At 71.7% G+C, this 23,772-nt stretch carries 21 protein-coding genes, 2 tRNA genes and 4 pseudogenes; 17 read left to right on the top strand and 10 right to left on the bottom strand.

The window, feature by feature from the left end:
* Positions 1-2 precede the first annotated feature (2 nt).
* Positions 3-500 carry a diacylglycerol/lipid kinase family protein gene (locus QUE38_RS09380; protein WP_286311742.1) on the bottom strand — a complete coding sequence of 166 codons (498 nt, stop codon included), beginning with the start codon at positions 498-500 and terminating at the stop codon, positions 3-5.
* A complete protein-coding gene (locus QUE38_RS09385) occupies positions 398-1,024 on the bottom strand; it encodes a diacylglycerol/lipid kinase family protein (protein ID WP_286307680.1) in 627 nt (208 codons plus the stop codon). The genes QUE38_RS09380 and QUE38_RS09385 overlap by 103 nt, the downstream gene beginning before the upstream one ends.
* Before the next feature lie 101 nt (positions 1,025-1,125).
* Between QUE38_RS09385 and serS the strand changes: the two genes are divergently transcribed.
* The 8 genes from serS to QUE38_RS09425 all read left to right on the top strand — a co-directional run bounded on the left by serS (position 1,126) and on the right by QUE38_RS09425 (position 8,343).
* Entirely contained in the window at positions 1,126-2,394 is a 1,269-nt protein-coding gene (gene serS / locus QUE38_RS09390; protein WP_286307682.1) for a serine--tRNA ligase, read from the top strand.
* 10 nt (positions 2,395-2,404) lie between these two features.
* A complete protein-coding gene (locus QUE38_RS09395) occupies positions 2,405-3,241 on the top strand; it encodes an HAD family hydrolase (RefSeq protein WP_286307684.1) in 837 nt (278 codons plus the stop codon).
* Between the two features lie 86 nt (positions 3,242-3,327).
* Positions 3,328-3,412 (top strand) — tRNA-Ser (locus QUE38_RS09400).
* Positions 3,413-3,459: 47 nt separating this feature from the next.
* The gene (locus QUE38_RS09405; RefSeq protein ID WP_286307685.1) at positions 3,460-4,776 is read left to right on the top strand and encodes an LCP family protein; all 1,317 of its coding nucleotides are present in this window, start codon (positions 3,460-3,462) and stop codon (positions 4,774-4,776) included.
* A gap of 125 nt (positions 4,777-4,901) precedes the next feature.
* A tRNA-Ser gene (locus QUE38_RS09410) sits at positions 4,902-4,990 on the top strand.
* Between the two features lie 431 nt (positions 4,991-5,421).
* A complete protein-coding gene (locus QUE38_RS09415) occupies positions 5,422-5,868 on the top strand; it encodes a hypothetical protein (RefSeq protein WP_286307687.1) in 447 nt (148 codons plus the stop codon).
* A complete protein-coding gene (locus QUE38_RS09420; protein WP_286307689.1) occupies positions 5,865-6,494 on the top strand; it encodes a TetR/AcrR family transcriptional regulator in 630 nt (209 codons plus the stop codon). Before QUE38_RS09415 ends, QUE38_RS09420 begins: the two co-directional genes overlap by 4 nt.
* Before the next feature lie 133 nt (positions 6,495-6,627).
* On the top strand, positions 6,628-8,343 hold the full coding sequence (locus QUE38_RS09425; RefSeq protein ID WP_286307691.1) for a SulP family inorganic anion transporter: 1,716 nt from the start codon (positions 6,628-6,630) through the stop codon (positions 8,341-8,343).
* Here QUE38_RS09425 and QUE38_RS09430 read toward each other — a convergent pair.
* Positions 8,340-9,209, bottom strand: coding sequence for a bile acid:sodium symporter family protein (locus QUE38_RS09430; RefSeq protein WP_286307693.1), 870 nt, complete (start codon positions 9,207-9,209; stop codon positions 8,340-8,342). The two genes, QUE38_RS09425 and QUE38_RS09430, sit on opposite strands and share 4 nt — an antisense overlap.
* Positions 9,210-9,287: 78 nt before the next feature.
* Between QUE38_RS09430 and QUE38_RS09435 the strand changes: the two genes are divergently transcribed.
* The 3 genes from QUE38_RS09435 to QUE38_RS09445 all read left to right on the top strand — a co-directional run bounded on the left by QUE38_RS09435 (position 9,288) and on the right by QUE38_RS09445 (position 12,768).
* Positions 9,288-10,646, top strand: a complete 1,359-nt coding sequence (locus QUE38_RS09435) for a sulfatase-like hydrolase/transferase (protein WP_286307695.1) — start codon at positions 9,288-9,290, stop codon at positions 10,644-10,646.
* Between the two features lie 89 nt (positions 10,647-10,735).
* Positions 10,736-11,608: an aldo/keto reductase gene (locus QUE38_RS09440; RefSeq protein WP_286311744.1), complete on the top strand. Its 873-nt coding sequence runs from the start codon at positions 10,736-10,738 to the stop codon at positions 11,606-11,608.
* A 32-nt stretch (positions 11,609-11,640) separates the two neighbouring features.
* Positions 11,641-12,768, top strand: coding sequence for a PQQ-dependent sugar dehydrogenase (locus QUE38_RS09445; protein WP_286307698.1), 1,128 nt, complete (start codon positions 11,641-11,643; stop codon positions 12,766-12,768).
* 24 nt (positions 12,769-12,792) lie between these two features.
* On the opposite strand, the gene QUE38_RS09450 is transcribed toward QUE38_RS09445, so the two are convergent.
* From QUE38_RS09450 to QUE38_RS09475, 6 genes and pseudogenes are all read right to left on the bottom strand, one after another.
* Positions 12,793-13,056 carry a DUF4190 domain-containing protein gene (locus QUE38_RS09450; RefSeq protein ID WP_286307700.1) on the bottom strand — a complete coding sequence of 88 codons (264 nt, stop codon included), beginning with the start codon at positions 13,054-13,056 and terminating at the stop codon, positions 12,793-12,795.
* A gap of 81 nt (positions 13,057-13,137) precedes the next feature.
* Positions 13,138-13,770, bottom strand: coding sequence for a TetR/AcrR family transcriptional regulator (locus tag QUE38_RS09455; RefSeq protein ID WP_286311745.1), 633 nt, complete (start codon positions 13,768-13,770; stop codon positions 13,138-13,140).
* Positions 13,771-13,784: 14 nt separating this feature from the next.
* Positions 13,785-15,086: an ABC transporter permease gene (locus QUE38_RS09460; protein WP_286307702.1), complete on the bottom strand. Its 1,302-nt coding sequence runs from the start codon at positions 15,084-15,086 to the stop codon at positions 13,785-13,787.
* A 226-nt stretch (positions 15,087-15,312) separates the two neighbouring features.
* Positions 15,313-15,987: pseudogene (locus tag QUE38_RS09465) on the bottom strand (ABC transporter ATP-binding protein); the annotation flags it as partial.
* Entirely contained in the window at positions 15,878-16,537 is a 660-nt protein-coding gene (locus QUE38_RS09470) for a FadR/GntR family transcriptional regulator (protein ID WP_286307703.1), read from the bottom strand. The gene QUE38_RS09470 and the pseudogene QUE38_RS09465, both read right to left, overlap by 110 nt.
* A gap of 31 nt (positions 16,538-16,568) precedes the next feature.
* Complete coding sequence (locus QUE38_RS09475) at positions 16,569-17,267, bottom strand: SDR family oxidoreductase (protein WP_286307704.1); 699 nt, start codon at positions 17,265-17,267, stop codon at positions 16,569-16,571.
* Between the two features lie 63 nt (positions 17,268-17,330).
* Between QUE38_RS09475 and QUE38_RS09480 the strand changes: the two are divergent.
* From QUE38_RS09480 to QUE38_RS09495, 4 genes and pseudogenes are all read left to right on the top strand, one after another.
* Positions 17,331-17,831: pseudogene (locus tag QUE38_RS09480) on the top strand (SDR family NAD(P)-dependent oxidoreductase); the annotation flags it as partial.
* Positions 17,828-18,124: an SDR family oxidoreductase gene (locus tag QUE38_RS09485; protein ID WP_286311747.1), complete on the top strand. Its 297-nt coding sequence runs from the start codon at positions 17,828-17,830 to the stop codon at positions 18,122-18,124. The pseudogene QUE38_RS09480 and the gene QUE38_RS09485, both read left to right, overlap by 4 nt.
* 88 nt (positions 18,125-18,212) lie before the next feature.
* Positions 18,213-18,851 (top strand): annotated as a pseudogene (locus tag QUE38_RS09490) (SDR family NAD(P)-dependent oxidoreductase); the annotation flags it as partial.
* 42 nt (positions 18,852-18,893) lie between these two features.
* Positions 18,894-19,634 carry a hypothetical protein gene (locus QUE38_RS09495; protein ID WP_286307706.1) on the top strand — a complete coding sequence of 247 codons (741 nt, stop codon included), beginning with the start codon at positions 18,894-18,896 and terminating at the stop codon, positions 19,632-19,634.
* A gap of 111 nt (positions 19,635-19,745) precedes the next feature.
* Here QUE38_RS09495 and QUE38_RS09500 read toward each other — a convergent pair whose 3' ends face one another.
* On the bottom strand, positions 19,746-20,960 hold the full coding sequence (locus QUE38_RS09500) for an ROK family transcriptional regulator (RefSeq protein WP_286307707.1): 1,215 nt from the start codon (positions 20,958-20,960) through the stop codon (positions 19,746-19,748).
* A gap of 108 nt (positions 20,961-21,068) precedes the next feature.
* On the opposite strand from QUE38_RS09500, the gene xylA reads away from it, so the two are divergent.
* Together xylA and xylB are read left to right on the top strand one after the other, a co-directional pair.
* Positions 21,069-22,259: a xylose isomerase gene (gene xylA / locus QUE38_RS09505; RefSeq protein WP_286311751.1), complete on the top strand. Its 1,191-nt coding sequence runs from the start codon at positions 21,069-21,071 to the stop codon at positions 22,257-22,259.
* Positions 22,260-22,276: 17 nt separating this feature from the next.
* Positions 22,277-23,697: pseudogene (gene xylB, locus QUE38_RS09510) on the top strand (xylulokinase).
* The last annotated feature ends 75 nt before the right edge of the window (positions 23,698-23,772 follow it).

Here is a 23,772-nt window from a genome sequence, read left to right on the forward strand (position 1 = left end):
GGTCAGTCGAGGTGCTCGCGGTCGACGCGGATCACGACCGCCGAGGCATCCGTCTTCGCCACGATCTTCACGACCTGCCCGAACTCGTCGCCGTCGACTTCGAGCTCCTTCGCGTCGTCCCCGAGGTCGAGGCTGAACGAGCGGCCGCGGAGGTACGCGATGACCGAGCTGCGCTCGGACCCCTCGGCGTCGTCGCGCATCTTGATCACGGTGCGGCCGATCGCCGTGCGGCGCAGCACGCGGTTCTCCCAGGTCACCCGCCGCCACACCTGCAGCCAGCCGAGGAAGCCCTTCGGCTGCAGCACGGCGACGTCGAGCCGGCCGTCGTCGACCTCCGCGTCGGGGATCATCTCGACGTTGCCGGGCAGGTCGCCGAGGTTGGCGATGAGCACCGAGCTCACCCGGGCGCGGTGGGCGTGGTCGTCGTCGAGCCGGTAGTAGACCCGGAACGGCTCGGACTCCGGAAGGGCGCGAACCGCTCCTCGACGTAGGCGAGCCAGCCGACGCGCTTCTTCAGGTCGTCGCTGGTCTTGGCGATCATGTCGGCGTCGATGCCGATGCCCGCCATGACGAGCGAGGCGAACGTCTCGACGTCGCCGTCGGGCCGGGTCACCTCGAGCATGATGACGTCGATCGCGCGGGGCACGCCGTGCAGGGCCGTCTTCAGGGCGCCTTTCGCGTCGTTGACCGGGATGCCGAGCGTGCGGGCGAGCAGGTTGCCCGTGCCGAGGGGCACCGCGGCCATCTCGACGCCCGTGCCGCGCAGTCCTTCGGCGACCGCGCGCACGGTGCCGTCGCCGCCCGCGGCGATCACCAGGTCGACGCCCTTCGCGACGGCCTCCTCGGCCATGCCCCTGCCCGGGTCGTCGGCCTCGGTCTCGATCCAGACGGGCTCGGCCCAGCCGGCCTCGTCGATGGCGGATGCCACGTCGCGACGCAGCGCGTCGACACCCTTCTTGGTGGGGTTGTAGATCACCGCGGCGCGCCGCTGTTCGCCGCCCGCGCTCGCCGCACCCGCACTCATGGCTCAACGGTACGGCATGCCGTGCGCGACATGTGACCCGTGGCGCACCGCGCGCCAGGGGGCCGCGAACCCGCCGGCGGCCCGCCGTTAGACTGGCTCGCGTGATCGACCCCGTGCTGCTCCGCGAGAGCCCAGATGTCGTCAAGCGCTCGCAGGAGGCGCGCGGCGAGTCTCCCGACCTCGTCGACGCGGCCCTCGAGGCCGACGCCGCCAGACGCGCGGCGATCACCGCGTTCGAGGCGCTCCGTGCCGAACAGAACGCGTTCGGCAAGACCGTCGCGAAGGCGCCCAAGGAGGAGAAGGCTGCGCTCGTCGCCCAGGCGCAGGAGCTCGCGGCGCAGGTGAAGGCCGCGAACGCCTCGTCGGGTGAGGCCGAGGAGCGGTTCACGGCCGCGATCGGCGCCATCGGCAACGTCGTCGTCGACGGCGTGCCCGCGGGCGGCGAGGACGACTTCGTGCTGCTGCGCGAGGTGGGGGAGCGGCCCAGGTTCGACTTCGAGCCGCGCGACCACCTCGAGATCGGTGAACTGCTCGACGCGATCGACATGGCCCGCGGCGCCAAGGTCTCGGGCGCGCGCTTCCACTTCCTGAAGGGCGTCGGCGCCCGCCTCGAGCTCGGCATCATGAACATGGGCCTCGCCCGCGCGATCGACGCCGGCTTCACGCCGCTCATCACGCCGACGCTCGTGCGCCCCGAGATCATGCAGGGCACCGGGTTCCTCGGCGCCCACGCCGAGGAGGTGTACCACCTCCCGGCCGACGACCTGTACCTGACCGGCACGAGCGAGGTGGCGCTCGCCGGGTACCACGCCGACGAGATCATCGACCTGTCCGACGGGCCGCTCCGCTACGCCGGCTGGTCGACCTGCTACCGCCGCGAGGCGGGCTCGCACGGCAAGGACACGCGCGGCATCATCCGCGTGCACCAGTTCGACAAGCTCGAGATGTTCTCGTACGTCGACCCGGCCGAGGCCGAGGCCGAACACGAGCGCCTGCTCGCCTGGCAGGAGGGCATGCTGCAGGACCTCGGGCTCAGCTACCGCGTCATCGACGTGGCCGCGGGCGACCTCGGCTCGAGTGCGGCGCGCAAGTTCGACGTCGAGGCGTGGGTGCCGACGCAGGGCGCGTACCGCGAGCTCACGTCGACCTCGAACTGCACGACCTACCAGGCGCGCCGGCTCGACATCCGCCACCGCACCGAAAGCGGCAAGACGGCTCCGGTCGCAACGCTCAACGGCACGCTCGCGACCACACGCTGGATCGTCGCCATCCTCGAGACCCACCAGCAGGCCGACGGTTCGGTCGTCGTACCCGAGGCGCTCCGCCCGTACGTCGGCGGCCTCGAGGTGCTGGCGCCGGTTGCGCGGTAGGGGCGAGCGGATGACATCGCCCTGGTTCGTCGCGCTCGACGTCGACGGCACCGTGCTGCACGAGGACGGCACGCTCGACCTGAAGGTGATCGAGTCCGTGCAGCGTGCCCGCGACGCGGGGCACTTCGTGACCCTCTCGACCGGTCGCTCGTGGAAGCACACCCTGCCGATCCTCGAGCGGCTCGGCATCGAGCCCGAGTACGTCGTGTGCGCGAACGGTGCGCTCGTCCTCCGACGCGACGACGGGCCCGACGGCGAGCGCGACGGCGGCTATCGGCGCGAGCACGTCGAGACGTTCGATCCGGCCGACGTGCTGCGCCGCATCCGCGAGTACCTGCCCGAGGGCAGCTTCATGGTCGAGGACCCGACCGGCTTCCGCCTCTACACGTCGGGCATGGACGACTGGGATCTCGAGGATGCCCGTGAGGTCGACTTCGACGACCTGCTGCACACGCCCGCGACGCGCGTGGTCGTCATCTCGCCCGGGCACGAACTCGACGACTTCCTCGCGATCGTCGAGCAGATGGGCCTGCACCAGGTGAGCTACGCCATCGGCTGGACCGCCTGGCTCGACATCGCCCCCGAGGGCGTGAACAAGGCCACCGCGCTCGAGCGCGTGCGCGAGTGGCTCGACTTCCCGGCCGACCGCGTGCTCGCCGTCGGCGACGGGCGCAACGACATCGAGATGCTCGAATGGGCGGGTCGCGCGGGGCGCGCGGTGGCCATGGGCCAGGCGCCCGACGAGGTGAAGGCGGCCGCGACCGAGGTCACGGACGACATCGACCACGACGGCGTGGTCGCCGCGCTCGACGCCCTGCCGGTTCAGGGGTCTCCCAGAACGGGTTGACAGGCTCGCAACCTGCGTTCGAGTAGAATCGGGCCGTTCGGGAGCGACGACGCCGCCGAGTGCGGCCGCGTCAGCGTGCCCGGCCGGGAGGGCTGTCCGAGCGGCCGATGGAGCTGGTCTTGAAAACCAGTGGGCAGCAATGCCTCGTGGGTTCGAATCCCACGCCCTCCGCCGATACGAACGAGAACGACACGACCAGGAGACCGGGAAGGAGCCGAGTGAACGAGGAGATCAGTCACAGCTCGCGTCGAGCTGCGAAGCACCCCACCGTCGCTCGGCACGGCCGACTCAAGAAGTCGAGCGCCTGGCGCACGCTGCTCAAGGTGACCGCGTCGGTCGCGGCCGTGCTCATGGTCAGTGGCGTGTCGGTCGCGGCATATGCGGCCTGGGACCTCGCCGACACGGTGCAGCCGTCGGTCACCCTCGGCAACGAGGAGGTGCTCGAGGGCGTGCCCGACGTGGGCGCCATCGACGGCGGCGTGAACTTCCTCCTCGTCGGCAGCGACAGCCGTCAGGGCCAGGGCACCGGATTCGGCGACCCGAACCAGGAGACCGCGGTCCTGAACGACGTGACGATGCTCCTCCACATCGCCGAGGACCACACGCACGCCTCGGTCATCAGCTTCCCGCGCGACATGCTCGTCGACCTGGTCGACTGCACGGACCCCGAGACCGGTCAGGAACTCTGGGACCAGTACGACGTCAAGATCAACACCGCGCTCGGCTACGGCGGCATGGCGTGCGTCGTGAGCACCGTCGAGAATCTCACGGGCGTCACGATCCCGTTCGCCGGCGTGGTGCAGTTCCTCGGCGTCGCCGGGCTCTCCGAGGCGGTCGGCGGCGTGGAGGTCTGCGTGGCCGAGCCGATCGAGGACCTCTACACGGGCGTCTTCCTCGACGCCGGCATGCACACGCTCAAGGGCATCGACGCTCTCCAGTTCCTCCGCACCCGTCACGGCGTCGGCGACGGCAGCGACCTCGGCCGCATCTCGAACCAGCAGGTGTTCCTCTCTGCGCTCGCCCGCACGCTGCAGAGCGACGGCACGTTCAGCGACCCCGTGAAGCTGTTCAGCATCGCCAAGGCGGCGCTGGCGAACATGCAGATGTCCGACAGCCTCACCGACCCGGTGCGCATGGTCTCGATCGCCGCGGCGATGAAGAACATCGACCTCGCGCAACTCGCGTTCATCCAGTACCCGACCGGGTACACCGCCAACGGCGGTGCGGTCGTGCCGACCGCGTCGGCCGAGGTCGTGAACCTCGCGCTCCAGAACGACACGCCCGTCGTGTTCGACACCGAGCAGGCCGACGCCAGCTTCGCCTCGCAGAAGGACGAGACGGCATCGCCCTCGCCGAGCGCGGAGCCCACCGAGGAGCCGGCCGAGACCACCGAACCGACCGAGACGGCGGATGCCGGTGGCGAGACCGCGACCGCTGCGCCGGAGCCGACCGCCGAGGCGCTGCCCAGCGACGTCTACGGCCAGACGGCGGCCGACACCCGCTGCTCCGCGGGCCGTACGCTCGCCGACCAGTAGCATCCGCTCGCCCTGCTTCTGCCTCGCCTTCTCCCGACTCGGGTGGGTGGACGCGGCACGAATCGTCGCCCGGGGGCATGTGCGGTTATGATGGCTGGCGTGCATCCGCGCGAGCGCCTGCACGAGGAGACGTCGCATAGTCCGGTCGAGTGCACCACCCTGCTAAGGTGGAGTCCCCGTAAGGGGACCGCGGGTTCAAATCCCGCCGTCTCCGCTCACTGAAACCCCCGGGTCATCCGGGGGTTTCGTCGCTTCCAGGTGCCTGTGCTTCGGGCAGTCCGTCTGCGGGCGATTCCTTCGCCTGAGTGCCGTGGCTTCCGCCCTCAGGCCGAGAGACGGCCCTCGAGCGCGCGGGCGATCGGTCAGCCCGCGCCGCACCGTTGCCAGGTTTGCTGCATGGATGCCGGAGAGAACACTCGCCCCTCACTGGCAGGGCCGGCGGAGCTCAGCGCACGGCTCGGGCGACGCGATCATCGGCGACGGAGATCGTCGACCGGCTCGTGTCCGCCGGGCACCTCGAACGTCGGCGCGACGACAGCGACGGGAGGCGCGTGCGGCTCGTGCCGACTGCGACGACGCGAGCGCTCGTGATGGCCGGCGCAGCCCGATTTGTTTTATCGACACTGTGTTGGGAAAATAGTTCCCATGACCACCGCTGTTGCGGGACGCACCGCTCCCACCACTCCTGCCCGATCGTTCTTCACCCGCGTGCTCGAAGTCTCGCTGCTGCTCGTCGCCGTCGGCGCCGTGGGCCAGGTGACCAGCGCTGCGTACGGTGCGTTCTCCCTGATGCAGGGGGTGCCGGTCGAGGAAGGCTTCGCAGCGCACCACCTGATCGGGTATGCCACCGAGATCGTGGCGGTGGTCGTGGTGCTCGCTCTGATCGCGGCCCGGCCCGGCATCCGGCTCTCCCTGGTCGTGCTCGCGGCCTTCGGGCTGCTGCTGCTGCAGCCGGTGCTCCAGCGACTCGACTCCGCGCTGCTCGGCGCAGTGCACGGACTGAACGCGCTGGCCATCATCGTGCTGTGCTCGGGGGCGGCGACGGCCCTTCGTGCCCGGCGTCGCAGCGTCGCCGCCCGCCCGGTCGAATGAGCCCGCGGATCGCGGAGGCGACCGTTCCGGAGCATCGGGCGGCGGTCGTCGGTCGGCTGCTCGATGCCTGCGGCGTCATCGCCGCGGATCGCGGCATCGACGCCATCTCGCTCGGTTCGGCGGCGGGCGCCGCGGGAATCAGCCGATCGTCGATCTACACGTACGTGGAGAACCGAGACGACCTGATCCGGATGTGGGGCGAGCGCGAGATGCGCAGATTCCTCGCGCAGGTGGATCTCGGCTTCGAGAGGCGGTCGGCGACGCCGGGCCGGGAGCTCGAGCGCCTGCTCTTCGAGGTGCTGACCGAGCTCTCGACACGACCGCAGGTCTCCGCCGCCAGCGAAGCGACGATCAGCGCCGAGTCGAAGGCGCTGATGATGGAGCACCTGAAGCCGCTCGCGGACCGTTTCGAGTACCTGCTCGAAGCGGGGGCGAGCGGCGGTGAGTTCCGCAGCGACGCGGCCGAGTCGCTGGCGTACCTGCTCGCCTGCCTCGACGTCGAGCGCCGCGCGATCGACGACGGGGAGTCTGCCGAGCGTTCGGCCCGACGGCTGGTGCGCTTCGTGCTCGCCGCGCTCCGGCGCCCCGACGATGCGGGGGCGGCGGAGGAGCGTCCGACGCGCTGAGGCCGTCGCGAGGTGCGCGGCGGGCGGGCCGGCCACCTCTCGGAGTCTGGCGCGCCCCGCTCCGATCGGGAAGGATGGCCGAGGATTGACCTCGGGGGACCCCCGAGTGGCACGCGCAGCGGAGGCAGCACCCGTGACGGAAGACCCCCAACCCTCTCGGCGGCAGAGTTCGCCGTGGGGTCGGTTCCGACGGCTCTTTCGACGCGAGACCCTCGGGAAGGACGCTGTCGCCGGCGTCGTGCTGGGAGTCGAGAGCGTGCCCGATGGGCTCGCGAGCGGGCTTCTCGCCGGGGTGAACCCGGTGGCCGGGCTCTACGGCTATCTGTTCGGGATGCTCGGGGCGGCGTTCTTCACGAGCAGCGCCTTCATGGCGGTGCAGGCGACCGGCGCCATGGCGCTCGTCGTCGCCGACACCGAACTCGCTGCACGTCCTGACCCCGACCGTGCGCTGTTCACCCTCGCGATGCTCGCCGGTGTCGTCATGATCCTTGCCGGGGTGCTGAAGGCAGGTCGGCTGCTGCGCTTCGTTCCCACCTCCGTCATGACGGGATTCGTCACTGCCGTGGGCGTCAACATCGTGCTCGGGCAACTGTCGAATCTCACCGGATACGAGAGCGATGCCGCCAACCGGGTCACCCGTGCGCTCGACCTGGTCGTGCACGTGTGGCAGGTCGATCTCCCGACGACGGTCGTCGGCATCGTCACCATCGGTCTCATCGTGTGGCTCACCCGCACCCGCCTGGCGTCGTTCGGTCTGGTGGTCGCGGTCGTCGTCGGCTCGGTACTCGCGTGGGCGAGCACCGAGCTGCTCGGGTGGTCGGTCGCGACGATCAGCAGCATCGCGGACGTGCCCGACGGCCTCCCGGCGCCCGCCCTGCCGTCGCTCGAGGACATCGCCTTCCTCGCGGTTCCCGCCATCTCTCTCGCGTTCGTCGGCCTGATCCAGGGCGCGGCGGTCTCCGCCGGCGTCCCGAACCCCGACGGTCGGCCTGCCGACCCATCCCGTGACTTCATCGGACAGGGCATCGGCAACATCGTTGCGGGCCTCTTCCGCGGCATGCCCGTCGGGGGATCGATGTCCGCCTCCGCCCTCGTCTCCGCCGCCGGTGCCCGGACACGTCTCGCGCTCGTATTCGCCAGTGGCGTGATGGCGGCGGTGATCCTCTTCGCCTCGGGCCTCGTCGCCTACGTGGCGATGCCCTCACTCGCCGCGCTGCTCATCGTGGTCGGGATCGGCGCGGTGAAGCCGGCGAGCATCCACTCCGTCGTCCGCATCGGAGTGCTGCAGACCACGGTGATGATCGTGACGTTCGGACTGACGCTGCTGATCCCATTGCAGTTCGCGGTGCTCGTCGGGGTCGGCCTGGGCATCGTGCTCTTCGTCGTGCAGCAGTCCAACAGGATCAGGGTGCGTCGGATCGTGATCGAAGCAGGCGGTCGGATGCGAGAGCTGGATCCACTCGACGAGGTTCCCGCTCGAGAGGTGGTCATGCTCCAGCCGTACGGCAGTCTGTTCTTCGCGAGCGCACCGGTGTTCGAGTCGCGCCTGCCGCGCGTGACCCCGGATTCGCGCGGATCCGTGGTGGTGTTGCGCCTTCGCGGAGTGGACCAGTTGGGCATCTCGCTCGTCGAGGTGCTTCGCCGCTACGCCGGTGAACTCGACGCCCGCGGCAGCGCGCTGCGCCTGGTGGCGGGCAGCGATCAGGTGGTCTCTCAGCTCAGAGAGGGTGGTGTCACTGCGATCGTCGGTGAGGACGGTGTCTATCGGGGCACCGCGTGGCTCGGCGAGACCCTCCGCGCAGCTCATGAAGATGCGCTGCGATGGGTGGACGCCCGCTCGGCAGCCTAGGCCGCCGTCGGCGCAGCCTTCCGGCCGACGAACGAGGCAGTCGGAAGGCCCACGACGATCTGCAACAGCAGGATGCCGGTGAGTGCGCCCAGGATGGCGGGGTCGTTGTCGAACGCGATGGCGACAGCGGCGAATGCCGGCCCGGAGTTCGAGCACGGCTGGATGAGCGCGGTGGCCCACCTGGTCCGTGTTTTGCCGACGGAGACGGCGTACCCGATGGCGATGACGACGACGGACGTGAGTGCGGCGGCGAGGATCACGAACGATCCGAGCAGATCGATGACGGATTGCCAGCTTCCCAGCAGCGCGCCTGAGAGCACGAGCAGGAAGGTGAGGTTCGAGATCTTGGCGGTGGATGCGACCCACTCGCTCGCCCGGTCGGGGGTCCAGTGGCGCACGAGCACGCCGATCACGAACGGCAGGAGCTGCAGCACCGCGACGGTCAGGATGAGCTCCCCTACGGGGAGCGTCACATCGTCGCCCAGGCCGGCCGCGCCGATGATGAGGTTCGCGGTCGGGGCGAAGGTGAGCGATCCGAGGGCGGCCATGAGCACCTGAAGCACGGCTCCGCTCTGTAAGTCCGCCCTCGCGGTCATCACCAGCTTGGCGCCGAACGGTGCACCGGGGCAGCACCACACCAGCACCATCGCGATGTAGGCGGGGATCGCCAGCCCGAACACCTCCGCGGCTCCCCAGCCGAGCAGAGGCCGGATGAGGAAGCCGACCGCGAGCACGAGGACGACCAGCCAGATCTGCGAGAGCACCGTGCGCAGCTGGGTGAGCGTCGTGTTGAACCCGGCGGTCAGCATCGTGGTGACGATGAACACCATCAGGACGATGTTGAACAACGCGGAGATGACATCCATGCGAGACCTCCCGGATCGACGACGATATGGATACCGTAGCGAGAGACGCCCAATCCGCAACGAATGGAGTGCGCGCTCATGGCCGATCGTCCGAACATCCTCTTCGTTCACGTCGACAACGTCAGCACCGGGGACTTCGGCTGCTACGGGGGCGGCATCACGATCGGTGCGACGACCCCGAACATCGACCGGTTCGCCGGCGGCGGGTTGCAGTTCACGAACTACAACGTCGAAGCCCAGTGCACCCCGACGCGGTCCGCCCTCATGACGGCGCGGCACTCCACGCGCACGGGATGCACATCCGCGCTTCCCGGCAGCGGGCTCGTGGCGTGGGAGGTGACGCTTGCCGAGCCGCTGAAGGCACTCGGCTACCGCAATGCCATCCTCGGCAAGTGGCACTGCGGTGCGGAGCCCGGGCGGTACCCGACCGACCACGGCTTCGACTACTGGTACGGCATCGAGGGCACCTGGGACGAGGCGATGTGGCCCGACGACAAGTTCTTCAAGGCGTCGGGGCTCGAGCCTTCGTACGTGGTCGAGTCGCAGGCATCCGGGGATCTCACGCACGTCAAGGTGCTCGATCGTGAGGTCCGTCGCGACATCGACCTCGACTTCCTCGAACGGGCGCGGACGTGGATGACCGAGGCTCGCGACGCGGATGAACCGTTCTTCCTCTACTTCAACCACTCGACCGTGCACTTCCCCACGCTCGCCCGTGACGAGTTCATCGACTCGTCGGACGGTGGCGAGGTCGCCGACTGCATCCAGATGCTCGACGCGGACTTCGGCACGCTCCTCGGCTATCTCGACGAGCTCGGCATCCGGGAGGACACGATCGTGATCTTCGCCGGCGACAACGGCAGGGACACCACCTTCCACGCCCCGAACAACCAAGGCTCCGAGGGGAACTGGCGTGGCGGCTACTTCTCCACGTACGAGGGGAACAATCGCACGGTCTGCCTCATGCAGTGGCCCGGGCGCATCCGCGACGGCCGCACCGATGAGATGTTCCACGTCGTCGACTGGTTTCCCACGCTCTTCTCATTGCTGGGCGAGCCTGGCTCCGTGCCCGCCGACCGGGTGCTCGATGGGGTCGACCAGGCCGGCTTCCTGCGCGGTGAGACGGATCACTCGAACCGCGAGCATTTCCTGATGTTCTTCGACGAGCTGCAGGTGGGCATGCGGTGGCGGAACTTCAAGGTCCTCACCCATCGCGTCGCGAACGGCGCCGCACCCATCGAGCAGCTCGCAACGCCTCACGTGTACAACCTCACGGTCAACCCCGATGAGAACACCCCGTACAACTACGGCGAGGTGCACAGTTGGGTGCTCTACAAGGTGTTCGCCCGCATCGCGGGCGAGTACCGCGCCTCCCTCGAAGGGGATGCCGTGCCCAAAGGCGCGCCCGTCGACTACGTGCCCGGGCATCGCGACTGAGCCCGCGCGGCGTTCCGCAGCGGCATCCGATCGGGGTAATGACAGGGCCTCCTCGCCGCTGCCCACCCGACCAGCGTGGAGGCATGACCATGCACCTCACCCTCAACAACGGCGTCGTGATGCCGGCCCTCGGCTTCGGCGTCTTCCAGACGCCGCCCGACGAGACGATCGAAGCCGTGCGCACGGCGCTCGAGACCGGCTATCGCCACATCGACACGGCGGCGGCGTACGCCAACGAGCGCGAGGTCGGCGAGGGCCTCCGCCGGTCGGGCGTGCCGCGCGACGACGTGTTCATCGAGACGAAGGTCTGGATCAGCGACTTCGGCTACGACGAGACGCTGCACGCGTTCGACAAGAGCGCCGGCAAGCTCGGCGTGGACACGCTCGACCTGTTCATCCTGCACCAGGCGCTGCCGTCGCGGTTCGACCTCACCGTCGGCGCCTACCGCGCGCTCGAGCAGCTGCTCGCCGACGGGCGGGTCCGGGCGATCGGCGTCAGCAACTTCATGCCCGACCACTTCGCGCGCCTCCTGGCGGAGACCTCGATCGTGCCCGCGGTGAACCAGGTCGAGGTGCACCCGTACTTCCAGCAGCGGGAGGTGCAGGCATCGGATGCCGCGGCCGGCACGATCACGCAGGCGTGGTCGCCCATCGGCGGCATCACCGCGTACCGGGAGGGCGGCGCGAGCGCGTTCGACGACCCCGTGCTCGGCGGCATCGCCGACGCGCACGGCAAGACGCGCGCGCAGGTCATGCTGCGCTGGCACCTGCAGCAGGGTCGCTCGGCGATCCCCAAGTCGGTGCGCCAGGAGCGCATCCGGGAGAACTTCGACGTCTTCGAATTCGTGCTCGCAGGCGAGGAGCTCGCGGCGATCGACGCGCTCGACACGGGCGAGCGTCGCGGACCCGCGCCCGAGGTCATCACACTCGAGACGTTCGGGCGCGAGATCCCCGAGGCCTGACACGGGGCCCGGGTCCGACGCAGGATGGGTGCATGGAACCGATGAGAGGTGCGGCTGCGCGAGGCATCCGCTTCGCCCTGACCGTGCTCGTCGCGGGGTCGGTGGCAGGTGCACTGATCGGATGCTCCGCAGCAGCCCCGCCCGAGCCCGCAGCGCCGACCGCGACCGACGGCGGCCCCGCTCCCGCACCGGCGCCCGCCGTCGGCGAGCCCGTCGACCTGGCGACGGGGCTCGCCGCACCGTGGTCGGTCGCGTTCCTCGCCGACGGCACGCCGCTCGTGAGCGAGCGCGACACCGGGCGCATCCTCGAGCTCTCCGAGACGGGCGAGGCGCGCGAGGTCGGCGTGATCGCGGGCATCCGAACCGACTCGGAGGCGGGCCTGCTGGGTCTGGCCGTCGACGAGGGCGACCGCCTCTACGTGTACTCGACCGGGGCGGCCGGCAACCGCATCCAGCGGTTCGTGCTGCGCGGCGACCCCGGTGGGCTGGCGCTCGGGTCGCCCGAGACGATCCTCGACGGCATCCCGGCGGCGAGCTTCCACGACGGCGGCCGCCTCGCGTTCGGGCCCGATGGCATGCTCTATGCCACCACAGGTGACGCGGGCGACCGGCCGGCGTCGCAGGACCTCGGGTCGCTGGCGGGAAAGATCCTCCGGATGACCCCCGGCGGTGACGTGCCGGCCGACAATCCGTTCGACGGGTCGCTCGTCTACAGCTACGGGCACCGCAACGTGCAGGGCATCGCGTGGGCCGACGAGGGCACGATGTTCGCGTCGGAGTTCGGGCAGGACACGTGGGACGAGCTGAACGTGATCGAGCCCGGCGGCAACTACGGCTGGCCCGACGTCGAGGGAACGGGTGGCGGCGACGGGTTCATCGATCCGGTGCAGCAGTGGAACCCCGACGAGGCGAGCCCGAGCGGCATGGCGCGCGTCGGCGACACGCTCTACCTCGCGAACCTCCGCGGGCAGGTGCTGCGCGCCGTGCCGGTCGCCGACCCGACGCAGCACGAGGACCTGTTCGCGGGCGAGTACGGGCGACTCCGCGACGCGGTCGCCGCGCCCGACGGTTCGCTCTGGGTGCTGACCAACAACACCGACGGCCGCGGCTCGCCCCGCGACGGCGACGACCGCGTCCTGCGGATCGAGGTCGACGGCTGAGCGCGTCGCTGACCGCGGGCAGCGTCAGGAGTTCGCGATGATGAGGCCGCCGCTGACGAGCACGATCACGAGGATCAGCAGGCCGATCGCGACGCCGATCCAGCCGAGGATGACGGCGGCCAGCGCGAGGCCGCGGCCGCGCTCGCCGGTGCGCTTGATCTGCGAGAGGCCCACGTAGCCGAACACGAGGCCGAGGATGCCCGTGAACCAGACTGTCACGAACGCGACGATCGCCCAGACGTTCCAGCTCTCGTTGGCCGGAGCGGGGGTCGGAGATGGAGTGGTCATGTGCTCACGGTACGGGGCCGCGCGCCGCGGCGACAGGGGCTTGCGCGGCGCGCCATCCAGCGCCGAGCCCGGCGAGCGTGCTCAGCCGAGCTTGCGGATGACCGCCGCGAGCTCGTCGGCGAGCGACGACGGGTCCGCGACGGGCTCGCCCCGCTCGGCGGCGCGCGCCCAGCGGAGGCCGACGTAGCGCATGAGTCCCGCGAGCAGGTGGGTCACGAGCTCCGCCTGCTCGGGCACCGCCGCGAGCTCGTCCTCGCCGGCGCCCTCGCGGATCGCGTCCTGGCGGAGGCGCAGCTCGAGGATCTGGCGGAGCTCGTCCTCGACCTGGGTCAGGCGTTCCATCTGCCGGGCGATGAGCATCGGATGCTGCGAGATCGCGGTCAGGCGCCGGATGATGAGCGCGGGGTCCGCCGGCAGCTGGTCGGGGCCGAAGCGCACGAGCCGGGTCGCCTCGGCGAGCAGCGGCCCGTCGGAGACGATGAACTCGCGTGCCGCGCGCTCGTCGATCATCGGTGCGTCACTGCCCAGCAGGGCCGCATCCTTCGTCTTGAAGTGGTTGAAGAACGTGCGCTGGCTGATGCCGGCCGCCTCGCAGATCATGTCGACCGTGACCCGGTCGTAGCCGTGCTCGGTCACGAGGTCGATCGCGGCGCGCTCGATCGCGGCCGTCGTCTCCTCGCTCGCGCGTCGGCGCGGACCGGGCACGGTCGACATGGTCCCCTCCTCGTCTACTCGTACCGTAGCGACTCGATCGGATCCTGGCGGGCGGCACGGCGGGCCGGGAGCACCCCCGAGAGGAACGCGACCAGCATGATCACGACGATCACCGCGATCACGTTCGCCGGCTGGAACAGCAGGATCGTGAGGCCCGGGAGGTCGGCGAGGAGGCTGCCCGAGAGGGCCGACGAGATGGCCGTGCCGAGTCCGATCGCCGCGACGGCGCCGATGGCCGAGCCGAGGAAGCCGATCACGACCGCCTCGAGGCTGAACAGCGAGAACACCTTGCCGTTCGACATGCCCATGGCCTTCATGAGGCCGATCTCGCGGGTGCGCTCCTGCACGCTCATCAGCAGGGTGTTCACGATGCCGAAGGATGCCGCGACCAGCGCGATCACGCTGAACGCGCTGAGCACCCCGATGATGCCGTTGATCACGGTCTGCACGACGCCGAGCTGGTCCTCGACCGTCTGGCCGGCGAGGTCGGCGTCCGCGAGCTGCGCCTTGACGTCGTCGATGTCGGTTGCGGTGACGGCCCCCTCGTCGCCGGTGCCCGCGATGGTCGCGACCGCGATCACGTAGGCATCCGGCTGGCCGGGAATCGCCTGCGCGTCGGCGATCGTGTCGGTGAGCGCCTGGTTCGCGCCGGCGCCGGCGGCGAAGAGGCTCGCGTTGGCGACGCCGACGACCTCGGCCTCGACGACCTGCGCCTGGCGCGAGGCATCCGTGTACCCGAGCTCGACGGTCTCGCCGATCGCGCCCTCGGCGTCGCCGTAGCCGAGCGCCTCGACGTACTCCTCGGGGAGCACCACCTGCGCGTCGGCGGACGACTGGTCGAGCTGCACGCCCGCAGCGAGGTCGCTGCGGCCGATCGACGACGTCGGGTTCACGTCGAGTTCGTACCGGTCGTCGTCCGATCCGCCCGCGGGCGCGACCCAGTCGACGCTCACCTGCCGCACGGGTTCGACCCGCTCGACGCCGTCCATCTCGGCGATCGCGTCGAGGTCGTCGTCGTTCAGCAGCGTGCCCGCACCCAGCGGGTTCGCCTGCGCCGACTGCTGGCGCCCGTCGGGGTCGTAGGCGTTCGGGCCCTCGGTCGTGTCGGTCGACGCGGCGGGGGTGACGAGCACGACGTCGCCGGTGCTGATCGTCGCGACCTGCTTCTCGACGTAGTCGTTCACGCCCGCGCCGAGGGCGGTCGTGAGGGTCAGGGTGAATGCGCCGACGAAGAGGCTCAGCACGGTCAGGGTGGTCCGCAGCTTGCTGCGGAACGCGTTGCGCGTGGCGCTGGTGATGACATCCGCGGTCCTCATCGCTCGCCCCCTCGACGATCAGGCCGTCGGCGATGGTGATGCGCCGATCGCAGCGGGCGGCCAGGTCGTCGTCGTGGGTGACGACGACGAGGGTGATGCCGCGCTCGCGCTGCAGGCCGAAGAGGATGTCCTCGACCTGGGCGCCGGTCGCGGTGTCGAGGTTGCCGGTGGGCTCGTCGGCGAAGATCACATCGGGGTCGTTGACGAGGGCGCGCGCGATGACGACGCGCTGCTTCTGGCCGCCCGAGAGGTCGGTGGCCTTGTTCTTCGCCTTGTCGGCGAGCCCGAGCGACTCGAGCACCGCCAGGCCGCGGCGGGTGCGCTCGCGCGGCGGCAGGCCGGCGACGAGCAGCGGCAGGGTGACGTTCTCGAGCACGGTCTGCTGCGCGGTCAGGAAGAACTGCTGGAACACGAATCCGAAGCGCTCGTTGCGCAGCGCGTTGACCCGCTTGGTGGTCGCGGTCGCGGCATCCTCCCCGTCGACCTCGACGATGCCGGAGGTCGGTCGGTCGAGCAGCGCGAGCAGGTGCATGAGCGTCGACTTGCCCGAGCCGGACTTGCCGACGATGGCGAGCGATTCGCCGCGGCGCACCTCGAGGCTCACGCCCTTCAGTGCGTCGAACCGGGCCTGGCCGGTGCCGTAGGACTTCGTCAGCGCGTCGGCGCTGAGCACCGGCGGGGCGCCGGCGGCGGGTGTGGGGGTCACAGGTTTCCCTTCATCATGTGCAATCTGAAGTGCAGTGACTGCAACAGTGACTGGTGAAGCTGGGAAGAGCCTCGGAGCCCGGCCCTCAGGCGATCGGCGGGTCCGTCCGCTCGACGATCTCCCGCAGTGCCGCGGCCGCGTTGGCACCACGCCCGTCGGCGATCGCCCGTGCCGCTGTCGCGTGCAGTGCGACATCGTGCGGGTCGGGCCGGTCGACGTGCCGCGCGCGGTCCTCGAGCGCCTCGTCGATCACCGCCCCGAGGCGCTGCAGCATGCGGTTGCCCGACAGGCGCAGCAGCTCGCGGTGGAACGCCTGGTCGGCGTCGAGGAAGGCCGGTCCGTCGGCGCGGGCGAGCCGCTCGGCCAGTTCGAGCAGAGCGGATGCCTCGGGGTCGGCCGCGTGTAGCGCCGCCGCCTCGGCCGCCGCCGGCTCCACCGCGAGCCGCAGCGCGACGAGCTCCGCGAGCTGCGTGGCGCGTGCGGCCCCGTCGCCGGCGAGTCGCCAGTGGATCACGCGCGGGTGCAGTACGTTCCACGCCTCCTCGGGCAGCACGCGCAGCCCGACGCGCTGCCGCGCCTCCACCAGATCGAGCGACACCAGCACCCGTACGGCCTCGCGCACGATGCTGCGCGAGACGCCGTGCCGGGCGACGAGTGCGTCCACGGTGAGCACGCTGCCCGCGGGCATCCGCCCGTCGACGATGCGGCGGCCGGTGTCGTCGAGCACCCGCTCGAACGCGCTCATCGCGCGCCGGCCGCCGCCGCGTTCGGGCTGATCACGAGTTCGTCGATGCGCACGTGCGCGGGGAGTCGAGCACGAACATCGCCGCGCGGGCGATGTCGTCGGGCGCGAGCATGCGGGTGCGGGCGTCGGCGTCGGGCACGACCGGGCGCTGGTCGAGGAAGTCGGTGGCCACGTCGCCCGGGCAGAGGTGGCAGGCCTGCACGCCGCGGTCGGCCTCCTCCGAGTTCAGCGAGCGGCAGAGCGAGCCGACGGCGGTCTTGCTGGCGCTGTACGCGACGCCCGCGGCGGGGGCGTGCTGCCAGCCGGCGATCGACGAGATGCACACGATGCGCCCACGGCTCGCGCGCAATGACGGCAGGGCGGCATCGATGACGGATGCCACGCCGGTGAGGTTCGTCGCCACGACCGCCTCGAACTCCGCCAGCGACTGGTCGGCCCAGGCGCGTCGACGCATGTTCAGCCCGGCCGAGAGCACGAGCGCGTCGAGGCGGCCGAACCGGTCGAGCACCGCGTCGCGCGCGGCGGCGACGCCGGAGGCATCCGTCACGTCGAGTCGCACGACGAGCGCTGTTCCACCCGCGGATTCGATCGCCGCCGCGACCTCCTCGAGCTGGGCGGTTCTCCGGCCGCCGACCGCGACCGACCACCCGCTCGCCGCCGCGCGTTCCGCCGTGGCGCGGCCCATGCCGCTGCCCCCGCCCGTGACCCAGAGCACCTTCGCCGTGTTCATGCGCCAATAGTATGCTTTTTCGCGCCGGGCGTCCCGCCCCGCAGCCGTTCGAGGAGGAACCGCATGCATCTGGACCTGACCGACCGCGTCGTCGTCGTGACCGGCGGCGGGCGCGGCATCGGCCGCGTGATCGCGGAGACCTTCGCAGCCGAGGGCGCGCAGGTCGTGGTGATCGACCTCGCCGAGGTGCCCGGCGACGCCCCGTTCGCCTCGCTCGCCGCCGACATCACCGACACCGCGCAGGTGCGGGCGGCCGTCGCCGAGGTCGTCCGCCGGCACGGCCGCATCGACGTGCTCGTGAACAACGCCGGCATCAACGTCGAGGGCCGCGTCGAGGAGCTCGACGACGACGCCTGGCAGCGCTGCCTCGACGTGAACGCCGGCGGCACCTTCCGCATGTGCCGCGAGGTCGCGCCGATCATGCGCGCGCAGGGCGGCGGCCGCATCCTGAACGCCGCCTCCTTCGCCGCGATCATCCCGAGCGTCGGCAGCGCCGCGTACGCCGCCTCGAAGGCCGCGGTGGTGCAATTCACGCGCGTGCTCGCGAGCGAGCTCGGGCCGTGGAACGTGACCGTGAACGCCTACGCGCCCGGCATGATCCCGACCGCGATGAACGGCTTCGCCGCCCTCGAGGGGAGGCGCGCGAGCGCACGCTCGACCAGCTCTCGATCCGCCGCTGGGGCGAGCCCGACGACATCGCGCGCCTGCTCGTGTTCCTCGCCAGCGACGAGGCGGCGTACATCACGGGCACCCTCGTCGACACGAGCGGCGGCAAGTTCGCCACGCAGTCGCCCGGTCGCGCGTACGATGCGGCAGCGGGGGACACGACCGCCCCGCCCGCACGACGGAAGGACTGACCGCATGGATCTCGGACTCACGGGGCGCGTCGCGCTCATCTCGGGCGGCAGCGGCTTCGTGGGGCGCGCGGTCGCCGCGGCCCTGCGCGACGAGGGCGCGGTCGTCGTGCTCGCCGGGCGCGACGAGGACCGCCTCGAGGGCGCGGTCGCCGACCTCGACGCCGGCACGGACCGCATCACCGCCGTCACCATGGACACCCGCGACGAGGCATCCGTCGCCGCCGCCATCGCCTGGGTCGTGCGCGAGCACGGGCGCCTCGACGTGCTCGTGAACACCGCCGCACCGCCGGCCGGCACCCTCGACCCGGCGCGCGACCACGACGCCGCCCAGGTGCTCGACGCCATCGACGGCAAGGCCATGGGGTACCTCAGAACCACGGATGCCGCGCTGGCGCAGATGCGCGCCGCCGGCTGGGGCCGCATCGTGCAGGTGAGTGGCCAGAACGCGCAGTTCACCGCATCGGTCACCTCGAGCGCGCGCAACGCGGTCGTGTCGGTCGCGTCGAAGACGATCGCCGACGAGCTGGTCGGCACCGGGGTCACCGTCAACGTCGTCGACCCGGGACTCATCACCAACACGCCCTCGACCGAGGTGCGCCTCGCTCGTGCCGGCGAGTCGACGCCGCAGCAGGTCGCCGCGGCCGTCGTGTTCCTCGCCTCGGAGCAGGCCGCCGCGATCTCGGGCGTCTCGCTCGCCGTCGGGCATCGGGCGCTCGGCGTGCAGTAGGGCGCCCGCGACGCGCGACGGCGGCGCGATACCCTCGGAGCCATGGATCCCCGAGGGGAGTTCGATCCGGCGGGTGAGGCGGCGGCCGAGGCGGCCCCGCCGGCCGGCGCGATGTCGTCGGCGCGGGCGGCTCCCCGTCGGCTCGCGATCGCGGCACCGTACCTCCGTCTCGCGGCGTGGTTCCAGCTGGCCTGGCTCGCCTGCGGGCTGACCGCGTACTGGGCGGGCGCGCCCGTGCACCTCGGGCTCATCGCCCTGATGATCCCCGTGCTCTGGGTGCCGGCGGCGCTCGCCGCCTTCGCCGACTTCCCGCTGCCCACCGCGGTGCAGGTGCACTACGGCGTCTTCCTGTCGGCAGCGCCGGTGCTCGGCAGTGCGCTGCTCGTCTACGGCCTGGTCCCCGGCTGGGACAAGCTCACCCACCTCGACTCCGGCGTGCTGCTGGTCTGGCTCGGACTGTTCGCCGTCGCCCGGGCCGAGTCGCAGATGCGCGCCGCCGCGCCCCGCTGGGTCGTCTCCGCCGCGGCGATCGTGACGCCGCTCGCGTTCGCGGCGACCTGGGAGATCGGCGAGTTCCTGACGGACTTGCTGTTCGGCACGCAGTCGCAGCTCGGCCTCGCCGACACCGTCGCCGACATGGTCGCCGCAGGAATCGGCGCGCTGCTCGGGCTCCTGCTGGTGATGCTCACGCGCTGGCCTCGGAGCATCCTGCCCCGCTCGTTCGCCGGCGAGGCGCGCCGCGCCGACGCACGCCGCCGCGCCCGAGCCCGCCTGCGCCCCTGACCCGCCCAGACCTTTCCCCGCACCGGCCCGCCGAAATCACACCGGCCCGTGCTGCAGCGCGTGCCCCTGTGATCTCGACGGGCCGCTGCGATCGGCGCACGTCGGCGCCGCCTACGCGAGCGCCCCGGCCGGGTCGCCCAGCACTCCCTCGAACGCGATCTCGGCGGCGCCGATCGCGAGGATGTCGGAGCCCAGCGCGGGCCGGTCGAGGCGAACGGCGTCGACGGATGCCTCGAGCCCGGCGCGCCGCATCGACGCGCGCAGCACGGGGCCGGCGCCGTCGAGCAGCACGCCGAGGAATCCGCCGAGCAGCACGAGGCTCGGGTCGAACAGGTTGACCGCGTTGCCGAGCGCGGTGCCGAGCACGTCGGCCTGCGCCTCGAGCTCGCCCGCAAGCCCCGCGGAGGGCCCCGTCGCGACCGCCGCCTCGAGTCGCGCGAGCGGGGTGTGCCGCGACTCGTCGGCCTCGGAGGCATCCGCCCCCAGGTGCACGAGCAACGCATCTCGGCGCACAAGCGCCTCCAGCGTGCCGGCGAGCCCGGCCGAGTCGCGCGCCGGAGCGTCGCCGACCCGCATGTGCCCGAGCTCGCCCGCGTAGCCGCCCGCGCCGCCGAGCGGCCGCCCGCCCGCGATCACGCCCGCGCCGATGCCGCTCGCACCGCCGTTCACGTAGACCAGGTCGTCGACTCCGCGCCCGGCGCCGAACACGCGCTCGGCCAGCGCGCCGAGCCGGGCGTCGTTCGCGGCCGACGCCGACAGCCCGGTGGACGCCTGGAGCATCGCGGCGAGCGGCGCATCCCGCCACCCGAGGTGCGGCGCGTGGCGCACGAGCCCGTCGTCGGCGCGCACGAGCCCGGGCACCGCGGCGCCGACGGCGGTGACCCGCGTGCCGGCGAACGCGCGCCCCCAGTCGTCGAGCTGCAGCCGCACGACGGCCACCACGTCGTCGGGCGTGGGCAGGGCGATCGGATGCCTCGCGCGAGCGAACACCGCACCGCCGAGGCCGACCAGGGCGAGCTCGACCGCGTCGATCTCGGGGTTCACGGCGACCGCCGCGACGTCGTCACGCGGCACGACGGTGGGAGACGGGCGGCCGGCCCGCGCGGTCGGGGAGGGTTCGCGTTCGTCGACGAGCCCGAGTTCGACGAGTTCGGTCACGAGCGCGCCGATCGTCGACCGGTTCAGGCCGGTCGCCCGGGTGAGCTCCGCACGCGAGACCGCTCCGCCGTGGTGCACGAGGCGCAGCACGGTGGCGAGGTTGTGCCGTCGCACCGACTCGAGGCTGTTCCCGCGCACCGTACCCGCCACCTGCCTCGCCTCCGTCATCCCGCCATTCTGGCCGCCGCCGAGCGCAGCCCCTTGCGAAGCCGAGCCTAGCCGGTTATGTTGTGCATGCCAACAAACTCGACGATGACGCTGGAAGGCGGCACCACCATGGCCCTCGCGCCCACTCGCGACGACAAGTTCTCCTTCGGCCTCTGGACGATCGGCTACAACGGCACCGATCCGTTCGGCGGCCCCACGCGGCATCCGCTCGATGTCGTGCACGCCGTCGAGCGGCTCTCCGAGCTCGGCGCCTACGGCCTCACCTTCCACGACGACGACCTGTTCGCGTTCGGCTCGACCGACGCCGAGCGCCAGACGCAGATCGACCGCCTGAAGGGCGCGCTCGCCGACACCGGCATCGTCGTGCCGATGGTGACCACGAACCTCTTCAGCGCGCCCGTGTTCAAGGACGGCGGGTTCACCTCGAACGACCGCCAGGTGCGCCGCTTCGCGCTCCGCAAGGTGCTGCGCAACCTCGACCTCGCCGCCGAGCTCGGTGCGAAGACCTTCGTCATGTGGGGCGGTCGCGAGGGTGCCGAGTACGACTCGGCCAAGGACATCCGCGCCGCCCTCGAGCGCTACCGCGAGGCCGTGAACCTGCTCGGCGACTACGTGACAGACAAGGGCTACGACATCCGCTTCGCGATCGAGCCGAAGCCGAACGAGCCGCGCGGCGACATCCTGCTGCCGACCCTCGGCCACGCCATCGCCTTCATCGACTCGCTCGAGCGCCCCGAGCTCGTCGGCCTCAACCCCGAGGTCGGGCACGAGCAGATGGCGGGCCTCAACTTCACCGCCGGCATCGCGCAGGCGCTGTACCACGGCAAGCTCTTCCACATCGACCTGAACGGCCAGCGCGGCATCAAGTACGACCAGGACCTCGTGTTCGGCCACGGTGACCTGCACAACGCCTTCTCGCTCGTCGACCTGCTCGAGAACGGCGGCCCCGGCGGCGTGCCCGCGTACGACGGACCGCGCCACTTCGACTACAAGCCGAGCCGCACCGAGGACGAGACCGGCGTCTGGGACTCCGCGGCGGCGAACATGCGCACCTACCTGCTGCTGAAGGAGCGCGCCGCCGCCTTCCGCGCCGACCCCGAGGTGCAGGAGGCGCTCGCCGCCGCGCGCGTGCCCGAGCTGTCGCAGCCCACCCTCGGCGAGGGCGAGTCCTACGACGACCTGCTCGCCGACCGCTCGGCGTTCGAGGACTTCGACGCGAACGCCTACCTCGGCGGCAGGGGCTTCGGCTTCGTGCGCCTCCAGCAGCTCGCGACCGAGCACCTGCTCGGCGCGCGCTGACCGGGCAGGGGCGCACGATGACGCTGGTCGCGGGGGTCGACTCGTCGACCCAGAGCTGCAAGGTGGTGGTGACGGATGCCTCGACGGGTCGGGTCGTCCGCACCGGCCGCGCGACGCATCCCGACGGCACCGAGGTCGACCCCGCCGCGTGGTGGGAGGCGCTGCAGGCGGCGATCGCCGACGCGGGCGGCCTCGACGACGTCGCGGCGATCTCGGTGGGCGGCCAGCAGCACGGCATGGTCGTGCTCGACGACGCCGGCCGGGTCATCCGCCCCGCCCTGCTCTGGAACGACACGCGCTCGGCGCAGGCCGCGGCCGACCTGATCGCCGAGGTCGGTGCGGACGAGTACGCGCGCCGCACCGGTCTCGTGCCGGTGGCCTCGTTCACCGCGACCAAGCTGCGCTGGCTGCGCGACGCCGAGCCCGACGCCGCGGCCCGGGTCGCCGCAGTCGCGCTGCCGCACGACTGGCTCACCTGGCGCCTGCTCGGCTACGGGCCCGAGGGCGACTCGGAGCGCGGCCCCGACCTGGGGGCGCTCGCCACCGACCGCTCCGACGCCTCGGGCACCGGCTACTGGTCGCCCGCCACCGGCGAGTACGACCGCGACCTGCTCGTGCGCGCGCTCGGCCACGATGCGATCCTGCCCCGGGTGCTGGGGCCGGCGGATGCCGCGGGCGCGACACCGACCGGCGTGCTCGTCGGCCCGGGCTGCGGTGACAACGCCGGCGCAGCGCTCGGCCTGGGCGCGCGACCCGGCGACGCGGTCGTCTCGCTCGGCACCAGCGGCACGGTGTTCGCCGTCACGTCGCATCCGATCGCCGACCCCTCGGGCACCATCGCCGGCTTCGCCGACGCGGGCGGCGCGTTCCTGCCGCTCATCGCGACGCTCAACGCCGCCCGCGTGCTCGACTCGACCGCCACCCTGCTCGGCGTCGACCACGACGAGCTCGGCCGACTCGCGCTCGCCGCGCCCGCCGGCGCCGACGGGGTCGTGCTCGTGCCCTGGTTCGAGGGCGAGCGTACGCCCGACCTGCCGACCGCGCGGGCCAGCGTGCACGGCCTCTCGATCGCGTCGACGACGCGCGAGCACCTCGCGCGGGCCGCCGTCGAGGGCATGCTGTGCGGCCTCGCCGAGGGGCTCGACGCGATCCTCGCCGCGGGCGTCGAGGCCCGGCGCGTGCTGCTCATCGGCGGCGCGGCCGCGAACCCCGCCGTGCGCGAGGTCGCCGCCACGGTGTTCGGCGTGCCGATCGACGTGCCCGAACCGGGGAGTACGTCGCCCTCGGCGCCGCCGCGCAGGCCGCGTGGGCGCTCACGGGCGAGCGCCCCGACTGGACCACCCCGGTCGCGGCATCCGCCGCCGCGGCCGGGGTCCCCGCCGTCCGCACCCGTTACCGCGAGGTCGCCGCCGGCGCCGCCACCCTCGTCCGCCCCTGACCCCGGGCTCGGTCCTCCGACCGCCCGTCCCCCCTCCCGAGTCGTCATGAAGTGTCGCTTTCCGCCTGCGGATAG

Source organism: Agromyces mangrovi (assembly GCF_030296695.1).
Taxonomy (GTDB): domain Bacteria; phylum Actinomycetota; class Actinomycetes; order Actinomycetales; family Microbacteriaceae; genus Agromyces; species Agromyces mangrovi.